Below are 25778 nucleotides of genomic sequence, written 5' to 3'. Positions count from 1 at the left end.
CCAAGTAACTTCCTTCGGCCGGGTGCTGTTCAGCTCCGGGGCTTGGTGGCCCGGATGACCGCCGAGTGCATGCCGTCCGCGACCGGGTGTGTCGGGGTGATGTCGATCCCGGTGAAGCCGGCCGCCTCCAGGCCGGTGCGGTACTCGGTGAAGGACAGTGCGCCGGCGATGCAGCCGACGTAGTCGCCGCGCTCGGCGCGCTGTTCGGGGGTGAGGGTGTCGTCGGCGACGATGTCGGAGACGCCGATACGGCCGCCGGGGGTGAGGACGCGGAAGGTCTCGGTGAAGACGGCGGGCTTGTCGACGGACAGGTTGATCACGCAGTTGGAGATGACCACGTCGACGGTGTTCGCGGGCAGGGGGATCGCCTCGATGGTGCCCTTGAGGAACTCCATGTTGGTGGCGCCCGCCTTCTCGGCGTTGGCGAGGGCGAGGGCGAGCATCTCCTCGGTCATGTCCAGCCCGTACGCCTTGCCGGTGGGGCCGACGCGGCGCGCGGAGAGCAGGACGTCGATGCCGCCGCCGGAACCGAGGTCCAGGACGCGTTCGCCCTCGCGGAGTTCGGCGACGGCGGTGGGGTTGCCGCAGCCGAGGGAGGCGGCGACCGCCTTGGTGGGCAGGCTGTCCCGTTCGGCGGTGGGGTAGAGCGCGGAGCCGAAGTTCTCGTCGACCTCGACGGGCTGGGGCTGGGGCTGGGTTTGGGACTGGGGCTGCGACTGGGGCTCGGGTCCGCAGCATGCCGTGCCGGCTCCTTCAGCGACCTTCACTGCCGTGGCGGCGTATCGGCGGCGGACGGTTTCGCGCAGGTCGGTGGACTGTTCGCGCATCGTCACTCCTGAGTGGGGTGGGGCATGGTGAGCCCCGTAGCGGGCTGTATTGGCGTTCGTTGATGCAACCTTGCGCCTTGAATCGAAAGCCGTCAATATAGAGGCATGTCGAAACAAGAGCTTGAGGTGATCGGGGGGAGTGGGGGAGCGAAGTGGTTGGTCAGGACGCCTCGTGTTGTCCCGGTCTGGCCTCCGCGCCCCTGGCCGACGTACGTGCCACGGAGCTGGCGAAGGTGTTCAAGGCGCTGGGCGACCCGGTGCGCCTGCGCCTGCTGTCGATGATCGCCTCGCGGGACGGCGGTGAGGTCTGCGTGTGTGAGATGACGCCGGCCTTCGACCTGTCCCAGCCGACGATCTCCCACCACCTCAAGCTGCTGCGGCAGGCCGGTCTCATCGACTGCGAACGCCGAGGGACGTGGGTGTACTACTGGGCGCTGCCCGGTGTCCTGGACCAGCTCGCCGCGTTCCTGACGACACCGCGGGCCGTCACCGAAGTGACCGTCGCCGAAGCAGCTGTTGTCGGAGTGACCACCGCCGAAGTGACCCCGTGACGGCGCCACTTGGTCGCCGGGTCGCCGCCGAGGCGATCGGGACCGGGCTGCTGGTGACCGTGGTCGTGGGCTCCGGGATTCAGGCGACCGAGCTGTCGCACGACGTCGGCGTGCAGTTGTTGGCCAACTCGCTGGCCACCGTCTTCGGCCTGGGCGTGCTGATCACGCTGCTCGGGCCGGTCTCCGGCGCGCACTTCAACCCCGCCGTGACCCTGGCCGCCTGGGCGACCGGCCGTCGTACGGGTGAGGGGCCCGGCCTGCGTGAGGTCGCCGCGTACGTTCCGGCGCAGGTCGCCGGGGCGATCGCCGGTGCGGTGCTGGCCGATGCCATGTTCGGTGAGCCGCTGGTGAGGTTCTCCACCCAACACCGTTCCGCAGAGCACCTGTTGCTGGGTGAGGTCGTCGCCACGGGCGGGCTGGTCCTGCTCGTCCTCGGGCTGGAGCGGGTCGGCCGTGCCGCCCTGGCCCCGGCGGTCGTGGCTTCCTATATCGGTGCCGCCTACTGGTTCACCTTCTCGACCTCCTTCGCCAATCCCGCCGTCACCATCGGCCGTGCCTTCACCGACACCTTCGCCGGGATCGCGCCCGGCTCCGTCGCCCCGTTCATCGGGGCCCAACTGCTGGGCGTCGTGACCGGGTTGACCGCCGTGACGGTCGTGTACGGACGTCGCGATCGCGCGGCAACAGCAACAACAGCGGCAGCGGCAACAGCAGCAGCCACCGCCGCCACCGTCGTCGTCGCCCCGCACGACGAGCCCGAACTCGCCTCCCCCTGACCGGACTTCCGCCCCCAAGGACACCCGCCATGACACCCGCCATGACTTCCGCCGCCCAGCGCCCCTCCGTGTTGTTCGTCTGCGTCCACAACGCCGGCCGCTCCCAGATGGGCGCCGCCTTCCTCACCCACCTCGCCGGTGACCGGGTCGAGGTCCGGTCGGCGGGTTCCGCTCCCGCCGACACGGTCAACCCGGCGGTGGTCGAGGCCATGGCGGAGGTGGGCATCGACGTCTCCGCCGAGACGCCCAAGGTGCTCACCGTCGAAGCCGTTCAGTCCTCGGACGTCGTGATCACGATGGGCTGCGGGGACACCTGCCCCGTCTTCCCCGGCAAGCGGTACCTGGACTGGCGGCTCGAAGACCCGGCGGGCCAGGGAGTGGACGCCGTACGGCCGATCCGGGAGGAGATCGAGCGGCGGGTACGCGGTCTGCTGGGCGAGCTCGGACTCGGACTCGAACTCGGACCCGGACTCGGAACTCCGGCGGCATCGGCCTGATCCCGCAGGGGGAGCGGGGTCGGCTCACGCCGTGTCTCCTTCTCCTTCACCTTCACCTTCACCTTCACCGCGGGGATGCCGCAGACTCCGTCTGATCCGGGGGTTCCGCGCGCCGAAGGGCACCGTAGCCCCCGTAGCCCTCTAGCCCCCGTAGCCCCCGTAGTACGATCCGCCCAGAACTTGACCTGAGGGTTTACGCCCGGGCCCCCTCCCACGCGGCCGGGGCCGGAACCTCATCGTGTGTCCGGGGGGACCTGCGTGAAGACGAGGCGTATGTCGCTGCTCGCCGCGGCGGCGACGGTGTTGGGGCTGACGGGTGTGATCGTCCCCGGGGCGGCCGACTCGTACGCGGCGTCGGGGGTGGCGCTGCCGATCGCACACTTCTCGCATCTACTGGTCGACGCCGGTCACGGGCACCTCTTCTTCAGCGGAGGCGCCGGCACGGACGGGATCGTCGTGACGGACCTCGACGGCGGCGACGCGGCGACGATCGGCGGCGACGCGACGACGATCGGCGGGGAGCCGGGTGCCACCCGGCAGGGCACCCGGTGACCCTGCTGGTAGCCGCCGTCATCGTGCACGACCGGGCCGCGGGCCGGGTCGTCCTCATCCAGCGCGGTGAGTACGCCAAGTTCGGCCGAGGGATGTGGGACCTCCCCGTCGGCAAGAACGAACCCGGCGAGCCCATCACCGCCACCGCCGTGCGCGAACTGCACGAGGAGACCGGGCTCGTCGTGCCGGAGGAGTCGCTGAAGGTCGTCCACGTCGTCCACGCGGCCCTGGGCGTCGGGGCACCGACCGGCTACCTCACGGTCGTCTTCGTCACGGAGGAATGGACCGGCGAACCCGAGAACCGCGAACCCCTCAAGCACGCGCAGGTCGGCTGGGTCGACGTCGACGCCGTTCCGGAGAACTTCGTCCGGGGCAACGCCCAGGCGCTCGATCACTACCTCAACGGGACCGGGACACAAATGTCTCTGTACGGCTGGGCGTAGTTGAAGGGGGCGGGCTGTGCCCCACGTGTGGAACCTATGGCGCCAACAGCTGGGAAAAGTACCGGAGTCGGTCACCCTGCTACCGGACTGGCTTCTGGACCTGCCCTCCCTGGAGAAGCTGGACCTGCGCTGGAACGCCCGCGATCCGTCCTCTTGTGAGCAGCGGGGTTACTCCGCCGGGGTGAATCAGGCTGCCTCGTCGGCGGCTGCATCTGGTCTCCGAGTCTCTTGTGGACACCGGACTCGCAGCGTTCAGGAGCATCCCGTTCCGTAGATCCGGGACATTTCCCATCTTGCCGTCGGCGCCTTTCGGTCACTTCCTGACATTCCCCAACATGTAAAGCCCGACGCCCAGTTGGGGACGAACGCGGGGAGCGGGTGAAGACGACGTATGAACACCGCCTCCCCACCGGTCGTCCTGAGCGAAGGCCTGGCCTTCCGATACGCGTGCAGGACCTTGGGCTTCTCACGTTTCTCAACGCCTGGGAGAACGTCGCCGCCGCGTTCGGGCCGCGGCTGTCCCGGCACCGTACGGCGGCGCGGGCGCTGCTCGGTGACCTCGGTATGGAGCAGTTGGCGGACTCTCCGGCCACCGAACTCTCCGGCGGGCAGCGGCAGCGCATCGCGGTGGCCCGGGCCGCTGTGAAGGAACCGGTGCTCGTCCTCGCCGACGAGCCGACCTCGGGGCTGGCCCCGAAGAACGCCAACTCCGTGATGAGTTCGCTGCGTTCGTGTGCCGAGCGGGGCGCGGCCGTGCTGCTCGTGACGCACTCCGCCGCGGTCGCCGAGGTCTGCGATCAGCGGTATGTGCTGGACGGCGCGAAGTGGTTGCCCAGCTCCATCGACACCGGCTTCGACGTCCGCAACGCCGGCCACACCGGCAGGCCGTGACCGTTCGGGTTGCCCGTCGCCGCGAAGTTCGCCACGTACGACGACGTCGTGTCGGCGATCGCGTGGTCCGCGGCCGTCCAGGGGCGATCCGTGCCGTACAGGTTGCCGAAGAGGTAGTACTTCTCGGCACCGTGGTACGCGCCCGCGCCGTCCGCCGGTTCGATCGGGTTGGTGGTCTCCTGGCCCGGGGGACGTGGGTCCACCAGTAGTTGTAGACCGGGCTGCGGTTGGCGGCCGTGAGGCGGAACTGGGTGCCCCAGAGGAACGTGGAGACCCGCTCCTCGTCGCGGGCGTAGGCGTTGTACTGGGCTGCCGCCTCCGCGTCCGTCGTCGCGGGGTAGAGGGCCAGGAAGTCGGCCGCCCTGTCGCCGAACGTCGTCGCCGCGTACGCCGCGTACGCCTCGACCGTCATCGTCAGCGTCGGTGAAGCGCCGTTCTCGTCCTTGTTGTTGCCGGTGAGGACCGGCACGTCGTACTCGGTACGGGATGTCATCGCGGCCGTGTACGACTTCGGCAGGACATGGCCGTCCAGTACGTTGCCGAAGCTCGTGCCCGCCGCCGGGGCACCCTGCGCGTACACCTTCGTCACGATCTCGTCGGCCGTCAGCGCGCGCAACTCCGGCAACGTAGCCGCGCCCATGTACGTCGCGAACGCCGTGCCGTTGGCCTCCGCCGCCGCCAACTCCGAGTAACCGCCCGCCACATGGCCCAGCGTCGGGTCCTTGGTGTACTGCACGCCCGCCGACAGCACGGCCCGGTGGAACAGGCCCCGCGCCAGCTCCGAGATCATCAGGATGTTCACGAACGACGAACCGTGCGACCAGCCCGCCAGCGTCACCCGCTCCGGATCGCCCCCGAACCCGGCGATGTTGCGGCGGATCCACCGCAGCGCCGCGACCGTGTCCTGCACACCCCAGTTCCCGGAACCACCGTGCCCGCTCTCCGAACTCAGCGCCGGATGCGCGAGGTTGCCGAAGGCGCCCACCCGGTGGTTGTACGTCACCACGACCGCGCCCTTGGCCGCCAGGTTCGCCTCGTCGTACACCGGCTGCGAGGCCCACATGGCGCTGTTGCGGCCGCCGTAGATCCACACGAAGACCGGGCGGAGATCCCGGGAGGAGGTCGAACTGCCCGCCGCCGTCCAGATGTTGAGGTTCAGGCAGTCCTCGCTCAGCGGGGGCACCTTGTCGGCGGCGATGCCCGTGACCGGCTGGGGCAGGCGGCGCCCCAGGTGTCGGCCTCGCGGAGGCAGGGAACGGGGTTTCGCCTCCAGGGCGAAAGACCGCCCACGCGATCGGGTGAGCTGATTGGCGTGCGTTGCGAGAGCCAAGCGCGTACGCCGTGCTGATCGAGAACCAAGACAGCACATGCACCTCTAAGCTTTGCGGTACAAACCGGGCTGGTTTCAACCCGGCTGGTGTTGATCGTGGAAGACCTGTTGGGTCGCTGACCCGCAGGCGGCGTGAGCCAGGAATCCCCCTGCTTCAGCTGGGGGAGGACTCAATGTGTCTCCCGATCACTTGAGGACGAGTCGCCTCATGCTGTGCCGGGACCATCGGTACGGCCTGGGGAGTTGTCGTGACTCACAGTGCCCACGGGTGCAACTTAGGTCGCGGACTCGCGGGTTGACACCTCGGATCGTGAACGACCGTCCTACAACGCCGACTTGACCGTGCGCAGCACCGCGTCCGCCATGCCCCGCTCACCCCGCGCGTTCGGATGCACCGGAGCCGCCGGGTTCTCCGGTACGAGCGGTTCGATCCAGCGGGTGTCCTTCGCCGCGCAGGCGTTGTGGTCGGCGGAGGGCGTGTACGTGTCGACGTAGCCGACCCCCGCCTCCGAAGCCTGTTGCCGCAGCATGATGTTGAGCTGTTGCTCCTTCTCCCGGAGGAAGCTCACGTCGCCCGGCGCGAGGGACATGTCCCGGCCGCAGTCGGCGCTGTCGGAGGGCAGGATCGCCGGGTACGAGACGACGTAGACCCGGGCCTCGGGGGCGCGGCGTTTGACCTCCGTCAGGACCCGGGTGAGCCGGTCGCCCGCCGTGCTGATCTTCTGCTTCACCTTGTCGGAGTCGCCGTTGACGTACTCGCGCTCGCAGGGCGCGTCCTCGGTGAAGTACTTGCCGCTGCCGGTGAGTTGGTACAGCGCGCCCATCCCCACGCACCGTTTGATCATCGAGCTGAAGCCGATGTCGTTGCCGCCGATGCCGATGGTGACCAGGCGAGTGGTCGACGAAAGTGCCGTGAGTTGGGGGGAGTTGGTGCCGTCGTTCGTCTTCTGCGCTGCCGTGAGGTCGGCGGCGGTGGCGCCGCTGCAGCTCACATCACGGAAGTCCCCGCCCTTCAGGCCCAGTTCGGCGGCGACCAGGGCCGGGTAGTTGCCGGTGGAGCGGTCGCAGCCGGCGGGGCTGCCCGTGGGGTCGGTTATCCCCGGCCCCGCGGTGTAGGAGTCGCCGATCGCCACGTACGGGCCCTTCGTCGGGGCCGAGTAGGCGACACCGGTGTGGCTGCCGTCATCGTCGCCGTCGCGGGCGACCAGGACGACGGTGAGCAGGGTGCCGCAGGCGAGGAGCCCGGCCACCCCGGCCTGCACGGAGGTTTTCATCGAAGTGCCCTCTCTGATGGGCGAGTTGATGGATCGGTGAGCTGGTGACTTGGTGAGTTGTGGACGTCCGCGGGCCCGGCGACAGGCGGGGGGAGTGCCCCGTCGCCGGGCCCGGGACTTGCGCCGGTCCCCGTCCCCACGGGATCCGGCACCGCGGGGCCGCCTCCGCTCTCGGCGGCCCCGGTCTGGGGGAGCTAGGGCCTGTCTGACAATTCCCGTCTGCCTCGCGACGCCATGCCCGCTCCCCCACTGCCTTAAGGGCGTGGGAGGTGCTCCCACTCGCCGCACCGGGCGCAGACCCAAGTACGTCCAGTACGAGGGTCTACGCCCGGCACTCCCCCAGCCTCCGGCCGGGGGGACCCCCAGAGCACGCACCTGACGCCGCGAGGCCGCCCTCCGGGCGACGACGGGAATTGTCAGACAGGACCTAGGGGACCGGAGTGAGCCGGGCAGTGGGCGTGTCGGCGACCGGCGCCGGGACCTTGCGGCTCAGGGCCTCGCCCTCGACGTCCATGCGAGGCAGGATCCGGTCGAGCCAACTCGGCAGGTACCAGGCCTTGTTGCCGAGCAGCGAGAGGACGGCCGGGACGATCGCCATCCGGACCACGAACGCGTCGAAGAGAACCGCGACGGCCAGCCCGAAGCCGATCATCTTGATCATCGAGGCGCCCGCGCCGATGAAGCCCGAGAACACCGCCATCATGATCAGCGCGGCGGCCACGACCACCCGGGCGCTGTGCCGGAACCCGGAGACGATCGCCTCACCGGGCCCGTCCCCGTGGACGTACGCCTCGCGCATCCGGGAGACCAGGAACACCTCGTAGTCCATGGCCAGTCCGAAGACGATGCCCACCAGGAAGATCGGCATCAGGCTCATGATCGGGCCGGTCTGGTCGACGCCCAACAGCGAGGCCCCGTGGCCCTGTTGGAAGACCGCGACCACCGCGCCGAGCGCCGCGAGCACCGAGAGCAGGAAGCCGAGCGCCGCCTTCAGAGGCACGAGCAGCGAGCGGAAGACCAGGAGCAGCAGGACGATCGCCAGGCCGACCACCAGCGCCAGATACGGGATCAGCGCGTCCTGGACCTTCTGTGCCACGTCGATGTTCAGCGCGGTGGTGCCGGTGACCTCGAAGCTCGCGCCGGAGGCCTTCGACTCGATGCCGGACCGCTCGTCGCGGATCGTCTGGATGAGCTGCTTGCTCTTCTCGTCGGTGGGGCTGGTGGCGGGGGTCGCGCTGAACACCGCTGTGTCGCCTGCCGAGTTGAAGCGGGCCGGTGAGACGGAGACCACTCCGCCGGTGGCCGCGATCTCCTTCGAGACGGTCGCTACGGCGCTCTTCGCGTCGTCCGCCTTCTTCGCGTCCACGACGATGGTCAGGGGACCGTTGAAGCCGGGGCCGAAGCCCTGCGCGAGGTCGTCGTAGGCACGGCGTTCGGTGGTGGACGTGGACTTGGCCTCGTCGCCGGGCATGCCGAGCTGGAGGTCGAGGGCCGGGAGAGCCATCGCGCCGAGGCCCACGACGCCGAGCAGCAGGACGGGGATCGGGCGGCGGACGACGATCCGGGCCCAACGGCTGCCGCCGTTCTCGCCGTTGCCCCGCCTCATCCCCTTCTTCCGTTCGCGGCGGGAGAGGACGGCGTTGGGCCAGAAGCCGAGGACGGCGGGGACCAGGGTGAGGGAGATCAGGACCGACAGGAGGACCGCGCCCGCCGCCGCCAGCCCCATCTTCGTCAGCATCGGGATGCCGACCACCGACAGACCGGCCAGGGCGATGACAACGGTCAGTCCGGCGAACACCACAGCCGAACCCGCCGTACCGGCCGCCAACCCCGCTGCTTCGCGCGGAGCGTGGCCCTTCTGCCGTTCCTCCCGATAGCGGGACACGACGAACAGCGCGTAGTCGATACCGCAGGCGAGGCCGAGCATCGTGGCCAGCGTGCCGGTGGTCTCGGAGAGGCCGAAGGCGCTGCCCAGGGCGAGGACCGCGGACATGCTGATGCCGACGCCGAGGATCGCGGTGAGCAGGGGCAGACCGGCCGCGGCCAGCGAGCCGAAGGTGATCAGCAGGACCACGGCGGCTATCGCGATGCCGATCGCCTCGGCGCTGCCACCGGCGGCGGGCTGGGTGGCGAGCGCGTCGCCGCCGACCTCGACGGTCAGGCCCGCGTCCCGGGCCGTGTCGATGGCCCGTTCCAGGTAGGTCTTGGCGGCGCCGCTGAGGTCGTCGGCCGTCACCTTGAAGGTGACGGTGGAGTACGCCGTCGACGCGTCCTTGCTCACCGCCTTCGCGGCGAACGGGTCGACGGCGGAGGCGACTTGGGCACCGTCGGCCGCGGCTGTCACCAGCTTCTCGATCGCCGCCCGGTTCTCGGTCGCGGTGACCTTCGCGCCGTTCGGGGCGACGAAGACGATCCGCGCGCTCGCGCCGTCCGCCGCGGTGCCGGGGAAGCGCTGCTCCAGCAGGTCGAAGGCGCGCTGCGACTCGATGCCCGGCATCGTGAAGCCGTCGTCCGGGGCGGCGGGGGCCTTGACGGCGGCGAACCCGACGGCGCCGAGGACCGCCACCCACAACAGGGTGACGAACCAGCGCCACCGGAAGGCCACACGGCCCAAGCGATAAAGGAGAGTAGCCATGGCTGGGGAAGGCCTCCGTGTCGGCGGTCGGTCGAGATCCTGATCGCGTTCGAGATCGAGTGCGTGATCGTGGTCTCAAGCCTTCCGGCGGCGGCCCTACGGCACGAGGGAGTGCCCTCCCGAATGAATGGTGTAGCCCGCTACACCATCGCCGCGCGGCTCAGCCCCGGATCAGCCCTGGCTCAGCCCCAGCTCAGCTCCTGCTCAGGCACGTCAGCCCGCGTGCAGCTCCGTCAACTGGCCCAGCGGCAGCGTGTGTTGGGTCTGTAGGACCTTCGCGCGTAGATACCGGACGTTGTGCGGGGTGGTGAACACACCGGTCGGCACGCGGTCGTGGACGTCGATGCCGAGCCCGCGCAACTGGTCGGCCTTGTCAGGGTTGTTGGACAGCAGGTCGAGCGAGCTGATCCCGAGGGTGGTGAGCATCTGCGCGGCGGCCGTGTAGTCACGGGCGTCCTCGGGCAGGCCCAGCGCGGTGTTCGCGGCGTACGTGTCGAGCCCCTGGTCCTGGAGGGCGTACGCGTCGAGCTTGTTGTAGAGGCCGATGCCCCGGCCCTCCTGGCGCAGGTAGAGCAGGACACCGCCGCGCTCGGCGATGCGCTCGACGGCCTCGCGCAGCTGGGGTCCGCAGTCGCAGCGGGCGGAGCCGAAGACATCGCCGGTCAGGCACTCGGAGTGCAGCCGGACCAGCGGGGTGGTGCCGGGGGCGGGGTCGCCGAGGACGACCGCCACGTGTTCCTGGCCGTCGGTCAGGCCGTGGAAGGTGACGAGTTCGGTGTCGACGCTGTAGCCGTCGTGGAAGCGCAGCGGTACCCGGACGCGGGCACGCGGGGTGGCGGCGGGGAAGTCGGGCATGCGGGTCTCCGTGGTCCGGCGGCAGGTACGCGGATGTGCGTCAGCGATGTGCTTCAGTTTTGAAACACATCCACGATCACGGAGACTACCTCATGCTTGAAATTTGAAGCAACAGATTTGTGGGACGGGTCACGGGTCACCGTTCACGGGTCACGTGCACGGCGAGGACGAGCGCCGGCGCCAGGGAAGGTCCTCCCGGGTGACCTCGCCCCCGTCACCTTCCAGCGCCCGCGCGATCCCCGCGCTGATCTCCTCCAACTGCCCCACCTGCTCCGGGGTGAGGTGGTCGAAGATCGCGGCCCGTACGGTCTCGACATGACCCGGCGCCGTACGCTCCAGGACGTCCATCCCCGCGTCGGTCAGGATCGCGGTGCTGCCGCGCTTGTCCGACGGACACCCCTCCCGCCGGACCAGCCCGTCCTTCTCCAGCCGGGTCACGGCGTACGTCAGCCGGCTCCGGGTGATCTTCGACTTCTCGGCGAGGTCGGTCATCCGCAGCCGCCGGTCCGGCACCTCGGAGAGGTTGGCGAGGATGGAGTAGTACAGGTGGGGCATGCCGGCCTCCTGCTGGAGCTGCCGGTCGATCGCGTCCTCCAGGAGGTGCGTCGCGGCGATGTACGCGCGCCAGGCGCGCTGCTCCTCGGCGGTGAGCCAGCGAGTCGTCATGCCCCCAGTGTAGGTTTGTTTCAAACTTGAACCAAGCCCGCCGTTCCGCCAAGCCCCGCCATCCCCACGAGCAACGACCGGGAGCGCGTCGATGCCCCACCCGTACGTCCCCTACGTCCTGTTGTCCGCCGCCGTCTCCCTCGACGGCTACCTCGACGACACCGGCCCCGACCGGCTGCTCCTCTCCAGCCCGGCCGACTTCGACCGCGTCGACGAGGTCCGGGCATCGGTCGACGCGATCCTCATCGGCGCCGGCACGATCCGCGCGGACAACCCCCGCCTCCTGGTCAACTCCCCCCAGCGCAGGGCCGGTCGAGTCGCCGCGGGCAAGCCGGAGTACCCCCTCAAGGTCACGGTCACCGCCTCCGGCGACCTGGACCCGACGGCCAACTTCTGGCACACGGGCGGCGACAAGCTCGTCTATACGACGGACAAGGGCGCGGAGCGAGCACGCGAACTGGGCCTCGCGGCGGACGTCGTGGCGCTCGGCCCAGACCTCGACTGGCGCGCTCTTCTTGAACACCTGCACGCGGTAAGGGGAGTTGACCGCCTGATGGTCGAGGGCGGCGGCACGATCCACACCCAACTCCTCCAACAGGGCCTGGCCGACGAACTCCACCTGGTCCTGTCCCCCCTCTTCGTGGGCGACGACAAGGCCCCCCGCCTCTTCGGCCCGGGCACGTACCAGCCGGGCCGCCTCCGCCTCGTCGAGACCCGCCCCATCGAGGACGTCGTCCTCATGCGCTACGAACCCACCGCCCCCGGCACCGGCGACCTCCCCTCCGCCGCCGACCACCACTGGCTCGCCCTGGCCTGCGACCTGGCCGCCGACTGCCCGCCTTCGGAGACGGCGTTCAGCGTCGGCGCGGTGGTGGTGGCGGACGACGGCACGGAGCTGTCCCGGGGCCACTCCCGAGAGTCCGGCGACCCGGTGGTCCACGCGGAGGAGGCGGCCCTGGCGAAGATCGACCCGCAGGACCCGCGTCTCCCTGCGGCCACGGTCTACACGAGCCTCGAACCCTGCACCCACCGAGCCTCCCGCCCCAAGCCCTGCGCCCAGCTGATCCTCGACGCGGGCGTACGACGCGTGGTGACCGCTTGGCGCGAGCCGGACACGTTCGTCGAGGGGGCGGACGGCAGCGGGGCGCTGGCCGCGCGGGGGGTGACCGTGGTCGTACTCCCGGAGTACGAGGAGCGAGCGAAGGCACCGAACCGCCATCTAACAGGCTGAGCAAGAGTCAGCCCGTCCGGCGTTTGAGGACGAGGCCCCTTCAGGGCCGATCGGGGGTCTGGGGGCGGAGCCCCCGGAAGACGCCCGCCCACCACGACCAATCGGCCCATCAAATCCTGCGCCAAACCGCCCCCCACGTCACGCTCACAAAGAACCGGTGTGGACAACGCGGAGGTAGGACACATGAGGGCAGTGGGCCGGCGGCACGCCATCACCTTGCTGGGCGCGTCCGTAGCCGTAGGACTACTCGCCTCGTGCGGAACGGCGGACACCGGCACGCGCACCATGGCCCGGGCACTCCCCGCGGACGCCGCGTTCACGCACCCCGGGGTACTCGTCAGCAAGGCCCAGCTGGACGCCGTACGGAAGAACGTCGCCGCCGGCAAACAGCCCTGGCTGAAGGCGTACTTCGGGATGCGGGACAGCAAGTACGGGTCGTACAAGTACACGGCGAAGCCGTCCGCGGACGTCGACTGCCCCTGGAACGGCAAGGCCGCACACGGCTGTGTCGAGGAGCGCGAGGACGCGATCGCGGCGTACACGCAGGCGCTGCTGTTCAGCATCACCGGGAAGCAGCATCACGCGCTCAAGGCGCGGGAGATCATGGACGACTGGTCGGCGAAGATGAAGGAGCACACCTCCGACGACGCCGGACTGCAGACCGCGTGGGCCGGTTCGACCTGGGTGCGGGCGGCGGAGATCGTGCGGTACGCGCCCGGCGCGGGGTGGCCGGCGGACCGGGTCAAGCGGTTCGGGACGATGCTGCGTACCGCCTACGAGCCGGAAGTCACCAAGGACCTCCCGGACTACAACGGCAACTGGGATCTCGCGATGACGGACGCGGCGATCGGCATCGCCGTGTTCCTCGACGACCACAAGGCCTTCGACGCCGCCGTCAAGCGCTTCCGCGACCGCGTGCCCGCCTACTTCTACCTCGCCAAGGACGGCAAGGTGCCGCTGACCCCGGTGGGTTCGAAGCTCACCACGCCGCAGAAGCTGACGACGTATTGGTTCAAGCAGACGACCTTCAAGGACGGCGTCGCCCAGGAGACGTGCCGAAACTTCAAGCACGTCGGGTACTCACTGGCCGCCACCGCGCACATCGCCGAGACCGCCTGGCACCAGGGCGTCGACCTCTACGACGGCGTCAAGGACCGGCTCAGGGCGGCCCTCGAATTCCACGCCCGCTACCAGCTCGGCGAGCCCGCGCCCGCCTGGCTGTGCGGCGGCAAGGTCGACCGGAACATGGGTCCCGACCTGGAGGTCGCCGTCAACCACCTGGAGGGCCGGCTCGGCGTGAAGGTGCCCGCCGCGCACAAGCTCGCCGAGTCCACCCGCCCGGCCGGCAGCGACGACCTCTTCGTCTCCTGGGAGACCCTCACGCACGCCGGGAACACCGCCGACTGAAACCTGTGTGACTTCGGACCCCGCGGATGGCGTATAGTTGCAATCACAACGGCGCGGGGTGGAGCAGCTCGGTAGCTCGCTGGGCTCATAACCCAGAGGTCGCAGGTTCAAATCCTGTCCCCGCTACTAAGGCCAAGGGCCGGAATCCAGAAATGGGTTCCGGCCCTTGGTGTTTCTCCCCCTGTCGGCCCACCCCGCTCGCCGCACTCCTCCCACCGGGAAAAACTGGACGCGTGGAGGAGGAGGGTCCGTACGTGCGAGCCGGCGGGCGCCTCCCCGGCGATCCCACGCCCGACCCCGGCCTCGGCGCCGACCCGGCACCCCACCCCGAGGGCGAGGGCCGGCGGATCTCGTACGCCCGCGCCGTCGTCCGCCGACTCCCCGCACTGCTGCTGATCGTCGGGGCGTTCTACGACTACCTCACCCCGCAGGACTTCACCGCGGCCCCGTTCTTCACCGCCGCTCCGCTGGTCGCCGCCCCGCTCTACTCCCGGCGCGGCACCGTGCTCACCGGCCTGGTCTCCGTCGCCGTCGTCCTCGTGATCCACCTCAAGCTCGGCATCGTCCTCCACACCGACGCGATCACCGAGGCGGCCACTGTCGCGACGGTCGCCGTCCTGGCCGTCCTCATCAACGTCCTGGTCCGCCGCAGCAGCGAACAGCTCGCCTCCGTGCGCGAGATCGCCGAGGCCGCCCAGCGGGCCGTACTGCCCGAACCGGCCGAGCGGATCGGCGGGTTCGAGATCGCGGCACGGTACGAGGCGGCGCAGGAGGGCGCGTTCATCGGCGGCGACCTGTACGCGGTGCAGGACACCCCGCACGGCGTACGGCTGGTCGTCGGCGACGTGCGCGGCAAGGGCATGGGCGCGGTCGCCGCCGTCGCCGTGGTCATCGGAGCGTTCCGGGAGGCCGCCGAGCAGGAGGCCACCCTGGAGGCGGTCGCGCAGCGGCTGGAGCGGGCGCTGGCCCGCGAGGGCACCCGGCGCGACGGGCTCGACGCGTTCGAGGGCTTCACCACGGCCGTCCTCGCCGAACTCCCGCACGGCGACGGCGTCGTACGGATCGTCGACCGGGGACACCCGCCGCCGCTGCTCCTGCACGAGGACGGCACCGTACGCACGTTGCAGGTCAAGGAGCCCGCACTGCCCCTGGGGATGGGCGAGTTGGGGGTCTGGCCCGACCGCGCCGAGGAGTTCGCGTTCCCGGGCGGGGCCACCCTCCTCGTGTACACCGACGGCCTGTCCGAGGCCCGCGACTCGCACGGCGTCTTCTACGACCCGGGGGAGCGGCTGGCAGGCCGGACCTTCCGTACCCCTGGGGCGTTGCTCGGCATCCTCGCCAAGGAGGTGCGCCGGTACTCCGGGGGCGGGATGTCGGACGACATGGCGATGATCGCCGTACGGCACCCATAGTCGAATATCACGGGCCGTGACCGGTCGAGCGCCCTCCGCATAACAACTGATACACCGTCAATACCTGTGGGAATTCTGAGACTTGGCCAACTCGCCCGTTTTTCGCCGGTGGTGGGCCGTTCGTCCAGCAAGGAAAGGTTAATGATCAAGCCGAACAGCTTGGAAACGGGCACCCGTGTCTATTAACGTTCGATAACGCAGCGCGGTCGTCCCAGCCGTCACTAGAGATGGCTCCGTGCGCACGCGCCGAATCCTGAAAGGGAACCGGGGAACCACCACTTGGGGTGAATCGCTCGTCAACTGCCGTGGAAACACGGCCGGTTTACGCGCGTAGGAGACCTTCCTGCTCCGAACCCGTCAGCTAACCCGGTAGGCGAGAAGGAAGGAAAGGAGCACGCCCACGTGGCGTCCAACCAGGCTGCCCCAGAAGCCCCTGTCGTCTACGGCGGTTACCGCCCCGACGAGGGCCCCTGGGAGGAGTGGAATCCCAGCGCGGAGTCCGTTGCTCCCAACCGCGGCAAGCACCGTGTCGCCAAGCAGCGTGGTGGCGGAGGATTCGCCCGCAGCTCCACCGTCCTGGGCGTCGGTGTCATAGCCGCCGTCAGCGCGGGCGGTATGGCGAGCGCCAACACCGGCAAGCCGCCGGTCTCGATCTCCATGCCCGACCTGCCCTCCGTGGGTCATCTGCTGGACGACTCCGCCAGCACCCCCAAGGGTTCCGCGACCGCGCTCAGCAGCGTCGGCGTCAGCAAGACCGAGACCTCCAAGGGCGCCTCGGACGCGGGCGAGCTGCTGCGCAACCGGATCATGGAGCAGGCCGAGCTGCAGCAGCTCCAGGTCGACGGCAAGTCGAAGGCGGCCGTCGAGGCCGCCGTCGCCAAGCAGGTCGACGACGCCGCCGCCAAGGCCGAGAAGGACGCGGCGAAGAAGGCCGCCGACGCGAAGAAGGCCGCGGAGGCCGCCGCCAAGAAGAAGGCCGAGGCCGCGAAGCTCGCCGCGCTGGCCAAGCAGTACACGCTGCCGGTCGGCTCGTACACGATCACCGGCACCTTCGGCCAGGCCGGCTCGATGTGGTCCTCCGGGTACCACACCGGCCTCGACTTCGCCGCGCCCACCGGCACGCTGATCAAGGCCATCCACAGTGGCACGGTCACCGAGGCGGGCTGGGCCGGGTCCTACGGGTACCGCACGATCCTCACCCTCGATGACGGCACCGAGCTGTGGTTCTGCCACCAGTCCTCGATCAACGTCAGCGTCGGGCAGAAGGTCTCCACCGGCGAGGTCATCGGCCGCGTGGGCGCGACCGGCAACGTGACCGGACCGCACCTCCACCTGGAGGTGCACATCAACGGCGCCGCCACCGCGAGCGACCCGGCGCCCTGGCTGCGCAGCAAGGGCCTCAACCCCTGAGCAGGCCCTGAGCAGACCCTGAGTCGATCCCGTCCGCCCGTACTGTGCCGGAATATCCGGTTCCGGTGCGGGCGTTGACGTCGGACATGACTTCTCTTCGCAAGCTGGGCCGCTCGGACCTCGAGGTCTTCCCGCTCTCCCTCGGCGGCAACGTCTTCGGCTGGACCGCCGACGAGGCGACCTCCTTCGCCGTGCTCGACGCGTACGCGGCGGCGGGCGGCAACTTCGTCGACACCGCCGACTCGTACTCGGCGTTCGCGCCGGGAAACCAGGGCGGCGAGTCCGAGACCATCATCGGCAAGTGGGTCAAGGCCCGCGGCAACCGCTCCGACGTCGTCATCGCCACCAAGGTCAGCCAGCACCCCGACTTCCCGGGCCTGTCCGCCGCCAACATCAAGGCCGCCGCGGACGCCTCGCTGCGCCGCCTGGACACCGACCACATCGACCTCTACTACACGCACTTCGACAAGGTCGAGGTGCCGGTCGAGGAGATCATCGGCGCGCTGGACGAGCTGGTGAGGGCGGGCAAGGTGCGGCACATCGCCGCCTCCAACATCACCCCCGAGCGCCTGCGGGCCTCCCTCGACCTCTCCGACCGCGAGGGCCTGGCGCGCTATGTCGCCCTCCAGCCCCACTACAACCTCGTCTCGCGCGACACCTACGAGGGCGAGCTGAGCGAGCTCGCCGCGCAGGAGGGCCTGGCCGCGGTCCCGTACTTCGCGCTGGCCGCCGGCTTCCTCACCGGCAAGTACCGCCCCGGTACGACCGTCGACAGCCCCCGTGCCAAGGGCGCCGAGAAGCACCTGGCCACCGAGCGCGGCCAGCAGGTGCTGACCGCCCTGGACGAGGTCGCCCAGGCCCACGACGCCCCGGTCGCCACGGTGGCCCTCGCCTGGCTCGCCGCCCAGCCCACGGTCGCGGCCCCGATCGCGTCGGCCCGCTCGGTGGAGCAACTCCCCGCGCTGCTGGGCGTGGCCGAACTGGAGCTGACGGACGCGGAGATCGCCCGCCTCACGCAGGCGTCGGCCTAAGGGTCGTAGGGGTCGGCTTACGGGTCGTACGGGTCGCCAAGGTGGCCGTCAGGACCGGTACGGGTTGTACAGGGGAGTCCCGTACGACCCGTACACCGGCGGCCACGGCGGCACCACCACCGGTACCGGCGGCGCCGTCCGCCGCGCCGCGAAGTCCAGCGCGGGCCGCGCCACCTCCCGCCGCAGCCACAGCTCGTGCAGCAACTCCCTTTCCCGTACGACGAAATCGGCGCCGGTGCGGCCCCGCCCGGCCCGGTGCCGCAGGAACGCCAGGGCGGTCGCACAGGCCTCGTACTGGGCGACCGAGCGGCCCGCCGGTCTGCCGAGGTGATGGCGGGCGTAGTCGCGGGCCAGCCGCCGTGCCTTCATCGAGCCGAGCACGAACGGTTCGGCCGGGGTCAGCCAGCCCGCGTAGACGTAGACGGGCAACTCCTCGCGCACGGTGCGCAGTTCACGTTGCCGGGTCCAGACCGCGAGCCAGGTCAGCAGGCCGAACATGGGGACCATGAAGAGGCCGTAGACCTCGAAGAAGCCGTACTGACCGAAGGTCGAGGAGCCGTTCCAGATCGCGTGCATGCCCATCGCGAGGAGCAGACCGGTCAGCGGGACCAGGACGCGGCGGATGTGGTGGCGGTCGGGGGAGAGCGCGGCGATGCCGAAGCCGATGCCGGTGAGGACGGTGAACAGGGGGTGCGCGAACGGGGACATGACGATGCGCACGAAGAAGGTCGCCGCGGTGACGGAGGTGAAGCCGCGGTCGCCGGTGAGCTGGTCGGTGCCGAAGGCGGTGCCGAGGTAGAGGATGTTCTCGGTGAACGCGAAGCCGGTGGCGGTGACCCCGGCGATCACCACCCCGTCGACGATCCCGGTGAAGTCCCGTCTGCGGAAGAGGAAGACGAGGAGTACGGCCGCGGCTTTCGCCGACTCCTCGACGATCGGCGCTATGACGGTCGCGCCGAGGGTGTCCGCGCTGGTCGGATCAGCGGTGGTCGTCGCTATCCATCTGGTCGCGAAGCTGTTGGCGACGATCGCTATGAGGGCAGCGGCGCAGGCGCCCCAGGCGAAGGAGAAGAGCAGGTTCCGCCAGGGCCCGGGGTCGACGCGGTCCAGCCAGCGAAACGCGGCGACGAGCAGCGGCACCGGTAGTACGGCGAGCCCGAGCCCGACCAAGAACCCTTCCGTACCGGTCTGTTGGCGCACCAGCGCGAGGATGACGAGCCCGGAGAGCGTGAGCAGGGCGATCAGCCCGCCGTAGCGGACCCACTTCCGCTGCCACCACCGCTCCCGCGGCCCGTGCCCGGGCACACCACCGGCGGGGTGGCCGGGGTGCGGGGGGTGGAGCGGAAACGTGGCCACGGCATCGACCCTAACGAGGTAAGGGCACGGCCCGCGAGGGAGCCTGGCGTCAGCGCTGGTCGTCAGTGCTGGTCGTCGTCTGGTCGTCGTGGGGTACGCGACGGAAGAGCAGATCGTTCACGACATGACCCTTGTCCAGTCCCTGGCCCTCGAAACGGGTCAGCGGGCGGAACTCCGGACGGGGCGCAAAACCGCCCTCAGGTTGGCTGTTCTCGAATTCCGGATGCGCGTCCAGCACTTCGAGCATCTGCTCCGCGTACGGCTCCCAGTCCGTCGCGCAGTGCAGGGTCGCTCCGGGCTTGAGGCGGGTCGTGGCGAGGGTGAGGAACTCCGGTTGGATCAGGCGGCGTTTGTGGTGCCGCTTCTTGGGCCAGGGGTCCGGGAAGTACACGCGCAGTCCGTCGAGCGAGTCCGGGGCGAGCATCTCGCGGAGCAGGATGATGGCGTCCCCGTTGGCGACGCGGATGTTGGAGAGGCCGTGGTGGTCGGCGAGGCCCAGGAGGTTGCCCTGGCCCGGGGTGTGTACGTCGGCGGCGAGGATGTTCGTTTCCGGGGCCGCGGCGGCCATCTGTACGGTCGCCTCACCCATTCCGAAGCCGATCTCCAACACCACCGGGTTGTCGTTCCCGAACAGCTCGGGGAGGTCGAGGTTCCGTTGGCCGTCGATGTCCAGGCCCCACTTGGGCCACAACCGCGCTAGCGCGTCCCCTTGGCCTGCGGTTACTCGGCTCCTGCGGGGTTGGAAACTCCGGATGCGCCGCTCGAAGTGGGAACCGGCGGGGTCCGGCTTGGGCCCGTCGGGGAAACGGGGTTCGCCCTTGGCGCGGATGCGCTGCGCGGGCTCGGCGGGGGTGTTGGGGGAGTCAGACACAATGGGTTGATTTTACTGGGCGTGCGTCTGAGCGTCTGCCTGGCTGGTGTTGTCTTGCGAGTGCGGGTCTGCTGTGGCTGGTCGCGCCCACGCGGCGGAACCGCATATCGATACAGCCCCGCGCCCCTTTAGCGGGGTTGTAGTTCCCGGGGTAGTGCTGCCAAGGCTCGTCTTGCTACCTCTCTGCCGATCGGGAGCGAAGCGGTTGCCGCTGGGCTGGGGGCGTTCAGCACATGCACGGCCCGCGGGCCCTCCTTGATCAGGAAGTCGTCTACCAGGGTGCCGTCCCGTAGTACCGCCTGCGCCCGCACCCCGGCCGGTGAGGGGATCAGGTCGTCCGGGGTCACCGCTGGGAGGAGGCGTTGTACGGCTCCTGTGAACGCGCTCTTGGAGATGGACCGCCGGAGTTCCCCCACCCCGTAGCGCCAGTGCTGTCGGGCCATGTGCCAGGTGCCGGGCCAGGTTGCTGTCGCGGCGATCTCCTGGGGGCGTACGACCCCCCAGTCGTAGCCCTCGCGGGCCAGGGCCGGTACCGCGTTCGGCCCGAGGTGCACGCTGCCGTCGATGCCGCGCGTGAGGTGGACGCCGAGGAACGGGAACGCCGGGTCGGGGACCGGGTACACCAGGCCCCGGACCAGTTCGGGCCGGGTGAGGGTGTAGTACTCGCCGCGAAACGGCACGATCCGCATCTCCGGGTCGTCGCCGGTGAGCCGGGCCACCTCGTCGCAGTGCAGGCCGGCGCAGTTCACCAGCACGCGGGCGCGGACCACGTCACCGCCGGTCGCGGTCACCGTGCGGACGGCGACCCCGCGTTCCGGGCGCCGGTCGATGTGGGCGACGCGCGCGCCGTAGCGGATCTCGGCGCCGGAGGCCTCGGCCAGCTGCCGGGCGACCCCCACGTAGTCGCAGATCCCGGTAGTCCCGACGTGTATGGCGGCGAGGCCGCGCACCTCCGGCTCGTACTCCGCGATCTGCGCGGCGCCCAGCTCCCGTACCGGAATACCGTTCTCCCGCCCGCGCTGCACGAGCGCGTGCAGGCGAGGCAGCTCGGCGCGCTCGGTGGCGACGATCAGCTTCCCGGTGACGGCATGCGAAACCCCGTACTCCGCACAGAACTTGACCATCTCGGCAGCCCCACCCACGGCATACCGCGCCTTCAACGACCCCGGCCGGTAGTAGATCCCGCTGTGGATGACTCCGCTGTTGCGCCCCGTCTGATGCCGAGCGGGACCTGATTCCTTCTCCAGCACGGTGACACGAGTGCCGGGCGCGGCACGGCTGATCGCGTACGCGGTCGACAGCCCGACGATCCCGCCCCCGACCACCAGCACGTCACAGTCGTAGCCAACCGCTCGCACGTGCACCACCTCCCGCATCCGATAGTGCACTGCACCACTGACAGTCACTTCAAACGCCGGGAGGGCAGAACCCCCTAAGGGGCGCGGGGCTGTATCGATATGCGGCTCCGCCGCGTGGGCGCGACCAGCCACAGCGCACCCGCACACGCAAGACGGCACAAGCCCGGCAGACCCTTAGGCGGGCGCCATCAACAACGGCCGAGCCCGCTCCCGCAGCTCAACAACCCGCGGCTCATCCCCATACGGCTCCAGCCGATGCAGAAGATCCTTCACATACTCCGTCGTACGGGCAGACGAGATACGCCCGGCGACCTCCACCGCCCGAACCCCTTGCTCGCACGCCGCATCAAGGTTCCCCGACTCAAGCTCGGCCACCGCAGAGACGACCAGCCGAAGCCCGTGCGACCGCACAAACTCCTCCGTCGGCTTCGACAACGCCTGCTCGGTGAACCGCCGAACCTGCCGCGGCGCCTTCAAGTCCCGGTAGCACTCGGCAGCGTCGGCCGCGAACCGGTCGTATCCGTAGAACCCGAGCCACGACGGATCGTTGTCGCCCTCCCGGGACCGCTCAAGCCACCCCTCGGCAGCCTTCAGCGCCGCCCCGGCCGCCTGCGCGTCCCCCGCCTTCGCATGGGACCGCGCCTCGACAAGCCGGAAGAAGCTCATCGTCCGGGCCGTAGCAAGCCCCCGATTGCGCTCCAGGGCCGCCTGCGCGAGGTCGACACCTTCGTCACCGAAGCCCCGATAGGTCGCCTGCAACGACATCGAGGCGAGAACATAGCCCCCCAACGGCACATCCGCCGCCGCGCGGGCGAGGCGCAACGCCTGGATGTAGTACCGCTGCGCCGCCTCCTGTTGCCCGGTGTCGAAGGCCATCCACCCGGCGAGCCGGGTGAGTTCGGCACTCGCGCCGAACAGCGCTCTGCCGACCTCGTCGGAGTACGAGCCGAGCAGCAGTGGTGCCGCCTCCACCCGGAGACACTCGGGCACCATCGACGAACGCCAGTCGCCGCCCCCGTACTTGGAGTCCCAGCGCCTCGCGTCCTCCGCGGCCTCCCGCAGCTTCTGCACATCGCTGTGGCCGACTTTGAGCGGTGTCCCGGAGCTCTCCGCGGAGTTCGCCTCCCGGGCCACCGAACTGTCGGCCGGGGTTATCAGCCAGCGTGAGGCGGGCGTTGCGTATGCGCTGACTGCGAACGAGCCCGCGAGGGACTGCCAGATGCCGCCGGAGCCGGCCCGGCGGCCGGCGAGGTCGAGCCGGTACAACTCCGTTGCGGAACGCACGGCTTGGCCGACGTCCCTGGGGAAGGCGAGGCCCACCTCCGGTGCGGGATCCGCGTCCGCCAGGCCGATCTCGTGGAGCGGCACCGGGCGGCCGAGCTTCTGGCCGATGGCGGCCGCGATGAGGTGCGGGGCGGCGCCCTGGGGCACCATTCCCTTCGACACCCAGCGCGCCACCGACGTCTTGTCGTAGCGAAGTGTCAACCCGCGTTGAGCGCCAAGATCGTTGACGCGACGCGCGAGTCCTGCGTTGCTGATTCCCGCGAGGGCGAGAACGGTGCCGAGTTTTTCGTTCGGCCCGCGTTGCTCCCTGGACATGCGCCACCCCTCGACACAGACGGCTGCCGTGCTGGCATAACCACCCGGCATTCGTAAACCCAGCGTAGTTCGCCGCATCCCAAGCGTTAAGGGGCATTGTTCCGGTTGGCGGGATTGTGGTCCGTACGCGAGTGCGGGGTTTGCACGCAGGGTTGCGACGTGCCCCCGTCGTGTGGCCGTGCGCCCGTGTGTGCGCTCTTCTCCGGCCATCGCGGGAGCGCTTCGATAGATAGTGCGTGGGTCGGCCCGCTGTACTGGATCCAGTGGGCTGGGGGACACCGCCGCCTACATCCCCGCGGGCGGCGGACCGGTCCGGGAGGCGTACTCCGCCTCCCGGACTGTGCGCGGTGCGAAGCGGTGCGCACAGCATGTACGGAGCGTGCGCGAGCCTGTGCCCGTAAAGCCGATTTGGCCGAAAATCGCCCCCGCCTCTCGGCGTCGAATACCGCTCCTACCACGGGAGTTGAGGGCGCGTTAGGTGTTTTGGGGGAGCGTATCGGGGGCGCATTCGCGTCGCGGACGTAGGGTCATGGTTGTCCGGTTGTCCCTCGTCCAGGGCGTCTTCACGCGATCTCAAGCGGCTTCTCCGGCCCTCCGGAAGGCGTCCTTCATGGCAGCATGGTGCCCAGTTCGTGCGGTGCACTGGTTGTCCACAGCCTGTGGAGGCGTCGATGCGGTGGTTGGTGGGATGGAGCAGTACCGCCGCTGGAGCCGCCGCGATCGGTTCCGCGGGGGCGACGGGACTCGACGGTGAGACGGTGCACCCGGTGGGGTCCCAACTCCTGTGGGGCGACCCGGATCCGCTCTGGGCGGTCGGCGACTGGCGGCCCGACGAGGTGCGCGTCGTGAAGGTCGACGCCGAGACCCGGATCGCGGTCCTCGGTACGTGCGGCGCCTCCGACGAGGAGCTGCGCCTGAGCCTGTTCTCCGCGCGCGGAGGGGCACTTAGGCATCTGACGGCCTGGTCCGGCAGTTACACGGCGGTCGTCAAGGTCGGCCGCCGCACCATGGTCTGCGGTGATCTCGCGGGCGCCAAGCCGGTGTTCTACACCCCCTGGGCCGGCGGTACGGCCTACTCCACGGCCGCGCTCCCGCTCGCCGACCTCATCGAGGCCAACCTCGACTTCGGGCACCTCGCCGCGCTCCTCGCCGCCCCGGACGTCCCCGCCGCGCTGCACGACTCGACGCCGTACGACGGGGTACGGCGCATTCCGCCGGGGCATGCGCTGGTGCTGCGCGCCGGGGCGCGTGAGATCGCCGGGTACGAGCCGGTGGCCTCCCTCGCCGTCGCGGCGGCGGCCGTCGACCCCGACAGCGCGGTGGACGCCGTACGGGACGCGCTCGTCGACGCCGTGCGTGCGCGTCTCTCCGCTCCCCGCCACGTGCCCGACATAGACCCGGGGCCCGTCCCCGGCATGGGGCCCGCAGAACGGCGTGCCGCGCGCGGGATGCCCGTTCCCGGGATCGGGGCCGACCTCTCCGGGGGACCCGCCTCCGGGACGCTGGCCCTGCTCGCCGCAGGCCTGCCGGGAGCACCGGGCACGGTCCTCGGGCACGGCACCGGCGCGGGTGAGCGCCTCCTGGCCGTCACGTTCAACGATCTCGCCGTCCCCGGGCGCGAGTCCGAGGTGGAGCGCGCGGGCACCCTCGCGGCCAACCCGCGTCTGCACCACGTAGTGGTCACCGGCAACGAGGACGTCCTGCCGTACGCCGAACTCGACGGCCCCCTCACCGACGAACCCGGCCCCTCCCTGATCACCGCCGCCCGCCACCGCGCCCGCCTCGCCGCGGGCAGCGCCGACCACTTCACCGGCTACGGCGCCCGCCAGGTCCTGGACGCCCACCCGGCCCGCCTCGCCGACCTCCTGATGGACCGCAAACGGCGCCATCTGGTGCGCCCGGTGGCCGCGTTGGCGAAGGCGGACGGTTCGGTGATGGTCCCGGGGCGCGTCTACGGCGCGGCCCGCCGTCTCGCCCGTACGCCCTACGGCGCGGGGCTCGAAGTCCTCGCCGACCGGTTGATGAACCAGCGCTTCGACGAGCCCGGAGGCGCCGTCGGTGCCTCCCTCGCCGCCCTCACCTGGGCCAGACCCGGCCCCGCCGCGCGCTGGCTGACCGGCGAGGCACTGGCTGAAGTATCGGTTCGCCTGCAGAGCGCCCCCAGCCGCCAGGGCAGCGGCCCCGGCCAGCGCCCCGGCGACTTCCGCGCGCGAGCGGCCCTGGCCCGCCACGCCAACGACCTCCGCGTCCTGGAGCAAGCCGCCGAGATCCGCTCCCAGCGCCTGCACACCCCCTTCCTCGACAACCAGGTGGTCCGCGCCTGCCGCTCCCTCCCCGAGGCGCTACGGGTCCAGCCGGGCGCCCGCGCGGCCATCCTCCGCACGGTCCTGGAGGGCGCAGGCGTAGGCGACCTCCCGCCCGGCTGGGGCGCCCCCTCCCACGCCTCGGCGGCAGCCGCGGCCCGCAAGGGCCTACGGGTCGCCGCGGACCCCTTGATGGACCTGTTCGCCACGCCGCTGCTCGCGCAGGCGGGTCTGGTGGAGGCGCGCGTGGTCCGCAAGGCGCTGCGCGCGGCGGCCCAGGGGGAGCCGTTGCCGTTGGACGGCCTCGCGGACCTGGTGTCCCTGGAACTGTGGCTGGGCCGGTTGCTGGCCCGCCGGGGGACTTGCTGGACAGGGACGCCTGCACGCGCGCGTGCGGTGCCGGAGGGGATCAGGCCGCAACGGGGGGCGTTGGCCTCCGGCGGGTGAGCGGGGGTGGTGTGAGTGGGGCGCGCTGAGCGCCCCAAAGGGGCGCGGGGCTGTAT

The 25778-nt window shown here is 70.4% G+C and carries 22 protein-coding genes, 1 tRNA gene, 1 pseudogene and 1 riboswitch; of the genes and pseudogenes, 13 read left to right on the top strand and 11 right to left on the bottom strand.

Features of this window, described 5'->3' with window-relative positions:
• Positions 1-29 precede the first annotated feature (29 nt).
• Positions 30-827, bottom strand: a complete 798-nt coding sequence (gene arsM / locus SPR02S_RS34780; RefSeq protein ID WP_019061641.1) for an arsenite methyltransferase — start codon at positions 825-827, stop codon at positions 30-32.
• 152 nt (positions 828-979) lie between these two features.
• Here arsM and SPR02S_RS34775 point away from each other — a divergent pair, with 152 nt between their 5' ends.
• From SPR02S_RS34775 to SPR02S_RS56960, 6 genes are all read left to right on the top strand, one after another.
• On the top strand, positions 980-1378 hold the full coding sequence (locus SPR02S_RS34775; RefSeq protein WP_019061640.1) for an ArsR/SmtB family transcription factor: 399 nt from the start codon (positions 980-982) through the stop codon (positions 1376-1378).
• Entirely contained in the window at positions 1375-2154 is a 780-nt protein-coding gene (locus SPR02S_RS34770; protein WP_019061639.1) for an aquaporin, read from the top strand. The genes SPR02S_RS34775 and SPR02S_RS34770 overlap by 4 nt, the downstream gene beginning before the upstream one ends.
• Before the next feature lie 29 nt (positions 2155-2183).
• Positions 2184-2651, top strand: coding sequence for an arsenate reductase ArsC (locus SPR02S_RS34765; protein WP_019061638.1), 468 nt, complete (start codon positions 2184-2186; stop codon positions 2649-2651).
• 258 nt (positions 2652-2909) lie between these two features.
• Positions 2910-3203, top strand: a complete 294-nt coding sequence (locus SPR02S_RS34760) for a hypothetical protein (protein ID WP_158697930.1) — start codon at positions 2910-2912, stop codon at positions 3201-3203.
• Positions 3200-3646: an NUDIX domain-containing protein gene (locus tag SPR02S_RS34755; RefSeq protein ID WP_019061636.1), complete on the top strand. Its 447-nt coding sequence runs from the start codon at positions 3200-3202 to the stop codon at positions 3644-3646. Before SPR02S_RS34760 ends, SPR02S_RS34755 begins: the two co-directional genes overlap by 4 nt.
• 378 nt (positions 3647-4024) lie before the next feature.
• Positions 4025-4537, top strand: a complete 513-nt coding sequence (locus SPR02S_RS56960; protein WP_373283363.1) for an ATP-binding cassette domain-containing protein — start codon at positions 4025-4027, stop codon at positions 4535-4537.
• Here SPR02S_RS56960 and SPR02S_RS34745 read toward each other — a convergent pair.
• The 6 genes and pseudogenes from SPR02S_RS34745 to SPR02S_RS34715 all read right to left on the bottom strand — a co-directional run bounded on the left by SPR02S_RS34745 (position 4444) and on the right by SPR02S_RS34715 (position 11297).
• Positions 4444-4740, bottom strand: coding sequence for a carboxylesterase family protein (locus SPR02S_RS34745; RefSeq protein WP_026151128.1), 297 nt, complete (start codon positions 4738-4740; stop codon positions 4444-4446). The genes SPR02S_RS56960 and SPR02S_RS34745 overlap by 94 nt on opposite strands.
• A gap of 224 nt (positions 4741-4964) precedes the next feature.
• Positions 4965-5906, bottom strand: a pseudogene (locus SPR02S_RS66255) (carboxylesterase family protein); the annotation flags it as partial.
• A 284-nt stretch (positions 5907-6190) separates the two neighbouring features.
• Positions 6191-7141, bottom strand: a complete 951-nt coding sequence (locus SPR02S_RS34730; protein WP_043258688.1) for an SGNH/GDSL hydrolase family protein — start codon at positions 7139-7141, stop codon at positions 6191-6193.
• A 427-nt stretch (positions 7142-7568) separates the two neighbouring features.
• Positions 7569-9776: an MMPL family transporter gene (locus SPR02S_RS34725; protein ID WP_052347100.1), complete on the bottom strand. Its 2208-nt coding sequence runs from the start codon at positions 9774-9776 to the stop codon at positions 7569-7571.
• Positions 9777-9989: 213 nt separating this feature from the next.
• Complete coding sequence (locus SPR02S_RS34720) at positions 9990-10631, bottom strand: GTP cyclohydrolase II (protein WP_019061629.1); 642 nt, start codon at positions 10629-10631, stop codon at positions 9990-9992.
• Between the two features lie 150 nt (positions 10632-10781).
• Positions 10782-11297, bottom strand: a complete 516-nt coding sequence (locus SPR02S_RS34715; RefSeq protein ID WP_019061628.1) for a MarR family winged helix-turn-helix transcriptional regulator — start codon at positions 11295-11297, stop codon at positions 10782-10784.
• A 91-nt stretch (positions 11298-11388) separates the two neighbouring features.
• On the opposite strand from SPR02S_RS34715, the gene SPR02S_RS34710 reads away from it, so the two are divergent.
• From SPR02S_RS34710 to SPR02S_RS34685, 6 genes are all read left to right on the top strand, one after another.
• The gene (locus SPR02S_RS34710; RefSeq protein WP_019061627.1) at positions 11389-12528 is read left to right on the top strand and encodes a dihydrofolate reductase family protein; all 1140 of its coding nucleotides are present in this window, start codon (positions 11389-11391) and stop codon (positions 12526-12528) included.
• A 183-nt stretch (positions 12529-12711) separates the two neighbouring features.
• Complete coding sequence (locus SPR02S_RS34705) at positions 12712-13935, top strand: alginate lyase family protein (protein ID WP_026151126.1); 1224 nt, start codon at positions 12712-12714, stop codon at positions 13933-13935.
• Positions 13936-13987: 52 nt separating this feature from the next.
• Positions 13988-14061 (top strand) — tRNA-Met (locus SPR02S_RS34700).
• A gap of 128 nt (positions 14062-14189) precedes the next feature.
• Entirely contained in the window at positions 14190-15347 is a 1158-nt protein-coding gene (locus SPR02S_RS34695) for a PP2C family protein-serine/threonine phosphatase (RefSeq protein WP_158697929.1), read from the top strand.
• A gap of 234 nt (positions 15348-15581) precedes the next feature.
• Positions 15582-15738: riboswitch (cyclic di-AMP (ydaO/yuaA leader) on the top strand.
• Positions 15739-15749: 11 nt separating this feature from the next.
• Positions 15750-16757 carry a M23 family metallopeptidase gene (locus SPR02S_RS34690; protein WP_019061624.1) on the top strand — a complete coding sequence of 336 codons (1008 nt, stop codon included), beginning with the start codon at positions 15750-15752 and terminating at the stop codon, positions 16755-16757.
• An 86-nt stretch (positions 16758-16843) separates the two neighbouring features.
• Positions 16844-17788: an aldo/keto reductase gene (locus tag SPR02S_RS34685; RefSeq protein ID WP_019061623.1), complete on the top strand. Its 945-nt coding sequence runs from the start codon at positions 16844-16846 to the stop codon at positions 17786-17788.
• 48 nt (positions 17789-17836) lie between these two features.
• On the opposite strand, the gene SPR02S_RS34680 is transcribed toward SPR02S_RS34685, so the two are convergent.
• The 4 genes from SPR02S_RS34680 to SPR02S_RS34665 form a co-directional block, all read right to left on the bottom strand.
• A complete protein-coding gene (locus SPR02S_RS34680) occupies positions 17837-19144 on the bottom strand; it encodes a PrsW family intramembrane metalloprotease (protein ID WP_026151125.1) in 1308 nt (435 codons plus the stop codon).
• A gap of 49 nt (positions 19145-19193) precedes the next feature.
• A complete protein-coding gene (gene trmB, locus SPR02S_RS34675) occupies positions 19194-20015 on the bottom strand; it encodes a tRNA (guanosine(46)-N7)-methyltransferase TrmB (protein WP_078623094.1) in 822 nt (273 codons plus the stop codon).
• A 128-nt stretch (positions 20016-20143) separates the two neighbouring features.
• The gene (gene lhgD, locus SPR02S_RS34670; protein ID WP_019061620.1) at positions 20144-21391 is read right to left on the bottom strand and encodes an L-2-hydroxyglutarate dehydrogenase; all 1248 of its coding nucleotides are present in this window, start codon (positions 21389-21391) and stop codon (positions 20144-20146) included.
• 156 nt (positions 21392-21547) lie between these two features.
• A complete protein-coding gene (locus tag SPR02S_RS34665) occupies positions 21548-22972 on the bottom strand; it encodes an NsdA family TPR-like regulatory protein (RefSeq protein WP_026151123.1) in 1425 nt (474 codons plus the stop codon).
• 671 nt (positions 22973-23643) lie between these two features.
• Between SPR02S_RS34665 and SPR02S_RS34660 the strand changes: the two genes are divergently transcribed.
• Positions 23644-25722 carry an asparagine synthase-related protein gene (locus SPR02S_RS34660; protein WP_019061618.1) on the top strand — a complete coding sequence of 693 codons (2079 nt, stop codon included), beginning with the start codon at positions 23644-23646 and terminating at the stop codon, positions 25720-25722.
• Positions 25723-25778: the final 56 nt, after the last annotated feature.

The sequence above is a fragment of the Streptomyces prunicolor NBRC 13075 genome, from assembly GCF_000367365.1.
GTDB lineage: Bacteria > Actinomycetota > Actinomycetes > Streptomycetales > Streptomycetaceae > Streptomyces > Streptomyces prunicolor.
This window is presented reverse-complemented; position numbering and strand designations above follow the sequence as displayed.

What these genes read in the sequence shown, in the direction of transcription:
- arsM (WP_019061641.1), bottom strand. Translation starts at nt 827, where the DNA reads ATGCGCGAACAGTCCACCGACCTGCGCGAAACCGTCCGCCGCCGATAC.
- SPR02S_RS34765 (WP_019061638.1), top strand. Translation starts at nt 2,184, where the DNA reads ATGACACCCGCCATGACTTCCGCCGCCCAGCGCCCCTCCGTGTTGTTC.
- SPR02S_RS34730 (WP_043258688.1), bottom strand. Translation starts at nt 7,141, where the DNA reads ATGAAAACCTCCGTGCAGGCCGGGGTGGCCGGGCTCCTCGCCTGCGGC.
- SPR02S_RS34725 (WP_052347100.1), bottom strand. Translation starts at nt 9,776, where the DNA reads ATGGCTACTCTCCTTTATCGCTTGGGCCGTGTGGCCTTCCGGTGGCGC.
- SPR02S_RS34720 (WP_019061629.1), bottom strand. Translation starts at nt 10,631, where the DNA reads ATGCCCGACTTCCCCGCCGCCACCCCGCGTGCCCGCGTCCGGGTACCG.
- SPR02S_RS34715 (WP_019061628.1), bottom strand. Translation starts at nt 11,297, where the DNA reads ATGACGACTCGCTGGCTCACCGCCGAGGAGCAGCGCGCCTGGCGCGCG.
- SPR02S_RS34710 (WP_019061627.1), top strand. Translation starts at nt 11,389, where the DNA reads ATGCCCCACCCGTACGTCCCCTACGTCCTGTTGTCCGCCGCCGTCTCC.
- SPR02S_RS34705 (WP_026151126.1), top strand. Translation starts at nt 12,712, where the DNA reads ATGAGGGCAGTGGGCCGGCGGCACGCCATCACCTTGCTGGGCGCGTCC.
- SPR02S_RS34685 (WP_019061623.1), top strand. Translation starts at nt 16,844, where the DNA reads ATGACTTCTCTTCGCAAGCTGGGCCGCTCGGACCTCGAGGTCTTCCCG.
- lhgD (WP_019061620.1), bottom strand. Translation starts at nt 21,391, where the DNA reads ATGCGGGAGGTGGTGCACGTGCGAGCGGTTGGCTACGACTGTGACGTG.
- SPR02S_RS34665 (WP_026151123.1), bottom strand. Translation starts at nt 22,972, where the DNA reads ATGTCCAGGGAGCAACGCGGGCCGAACGAAAAACTCGGCACCGTTCTC.
- SPR02S_RS34660 (WP_019061618.1), top strand. Translation starts at nt 23,644, where the DNA reads ATGCGGTGGTTGGTGGGATGGAGCAGTACCGCCGCTGGAGCCGCCGCG.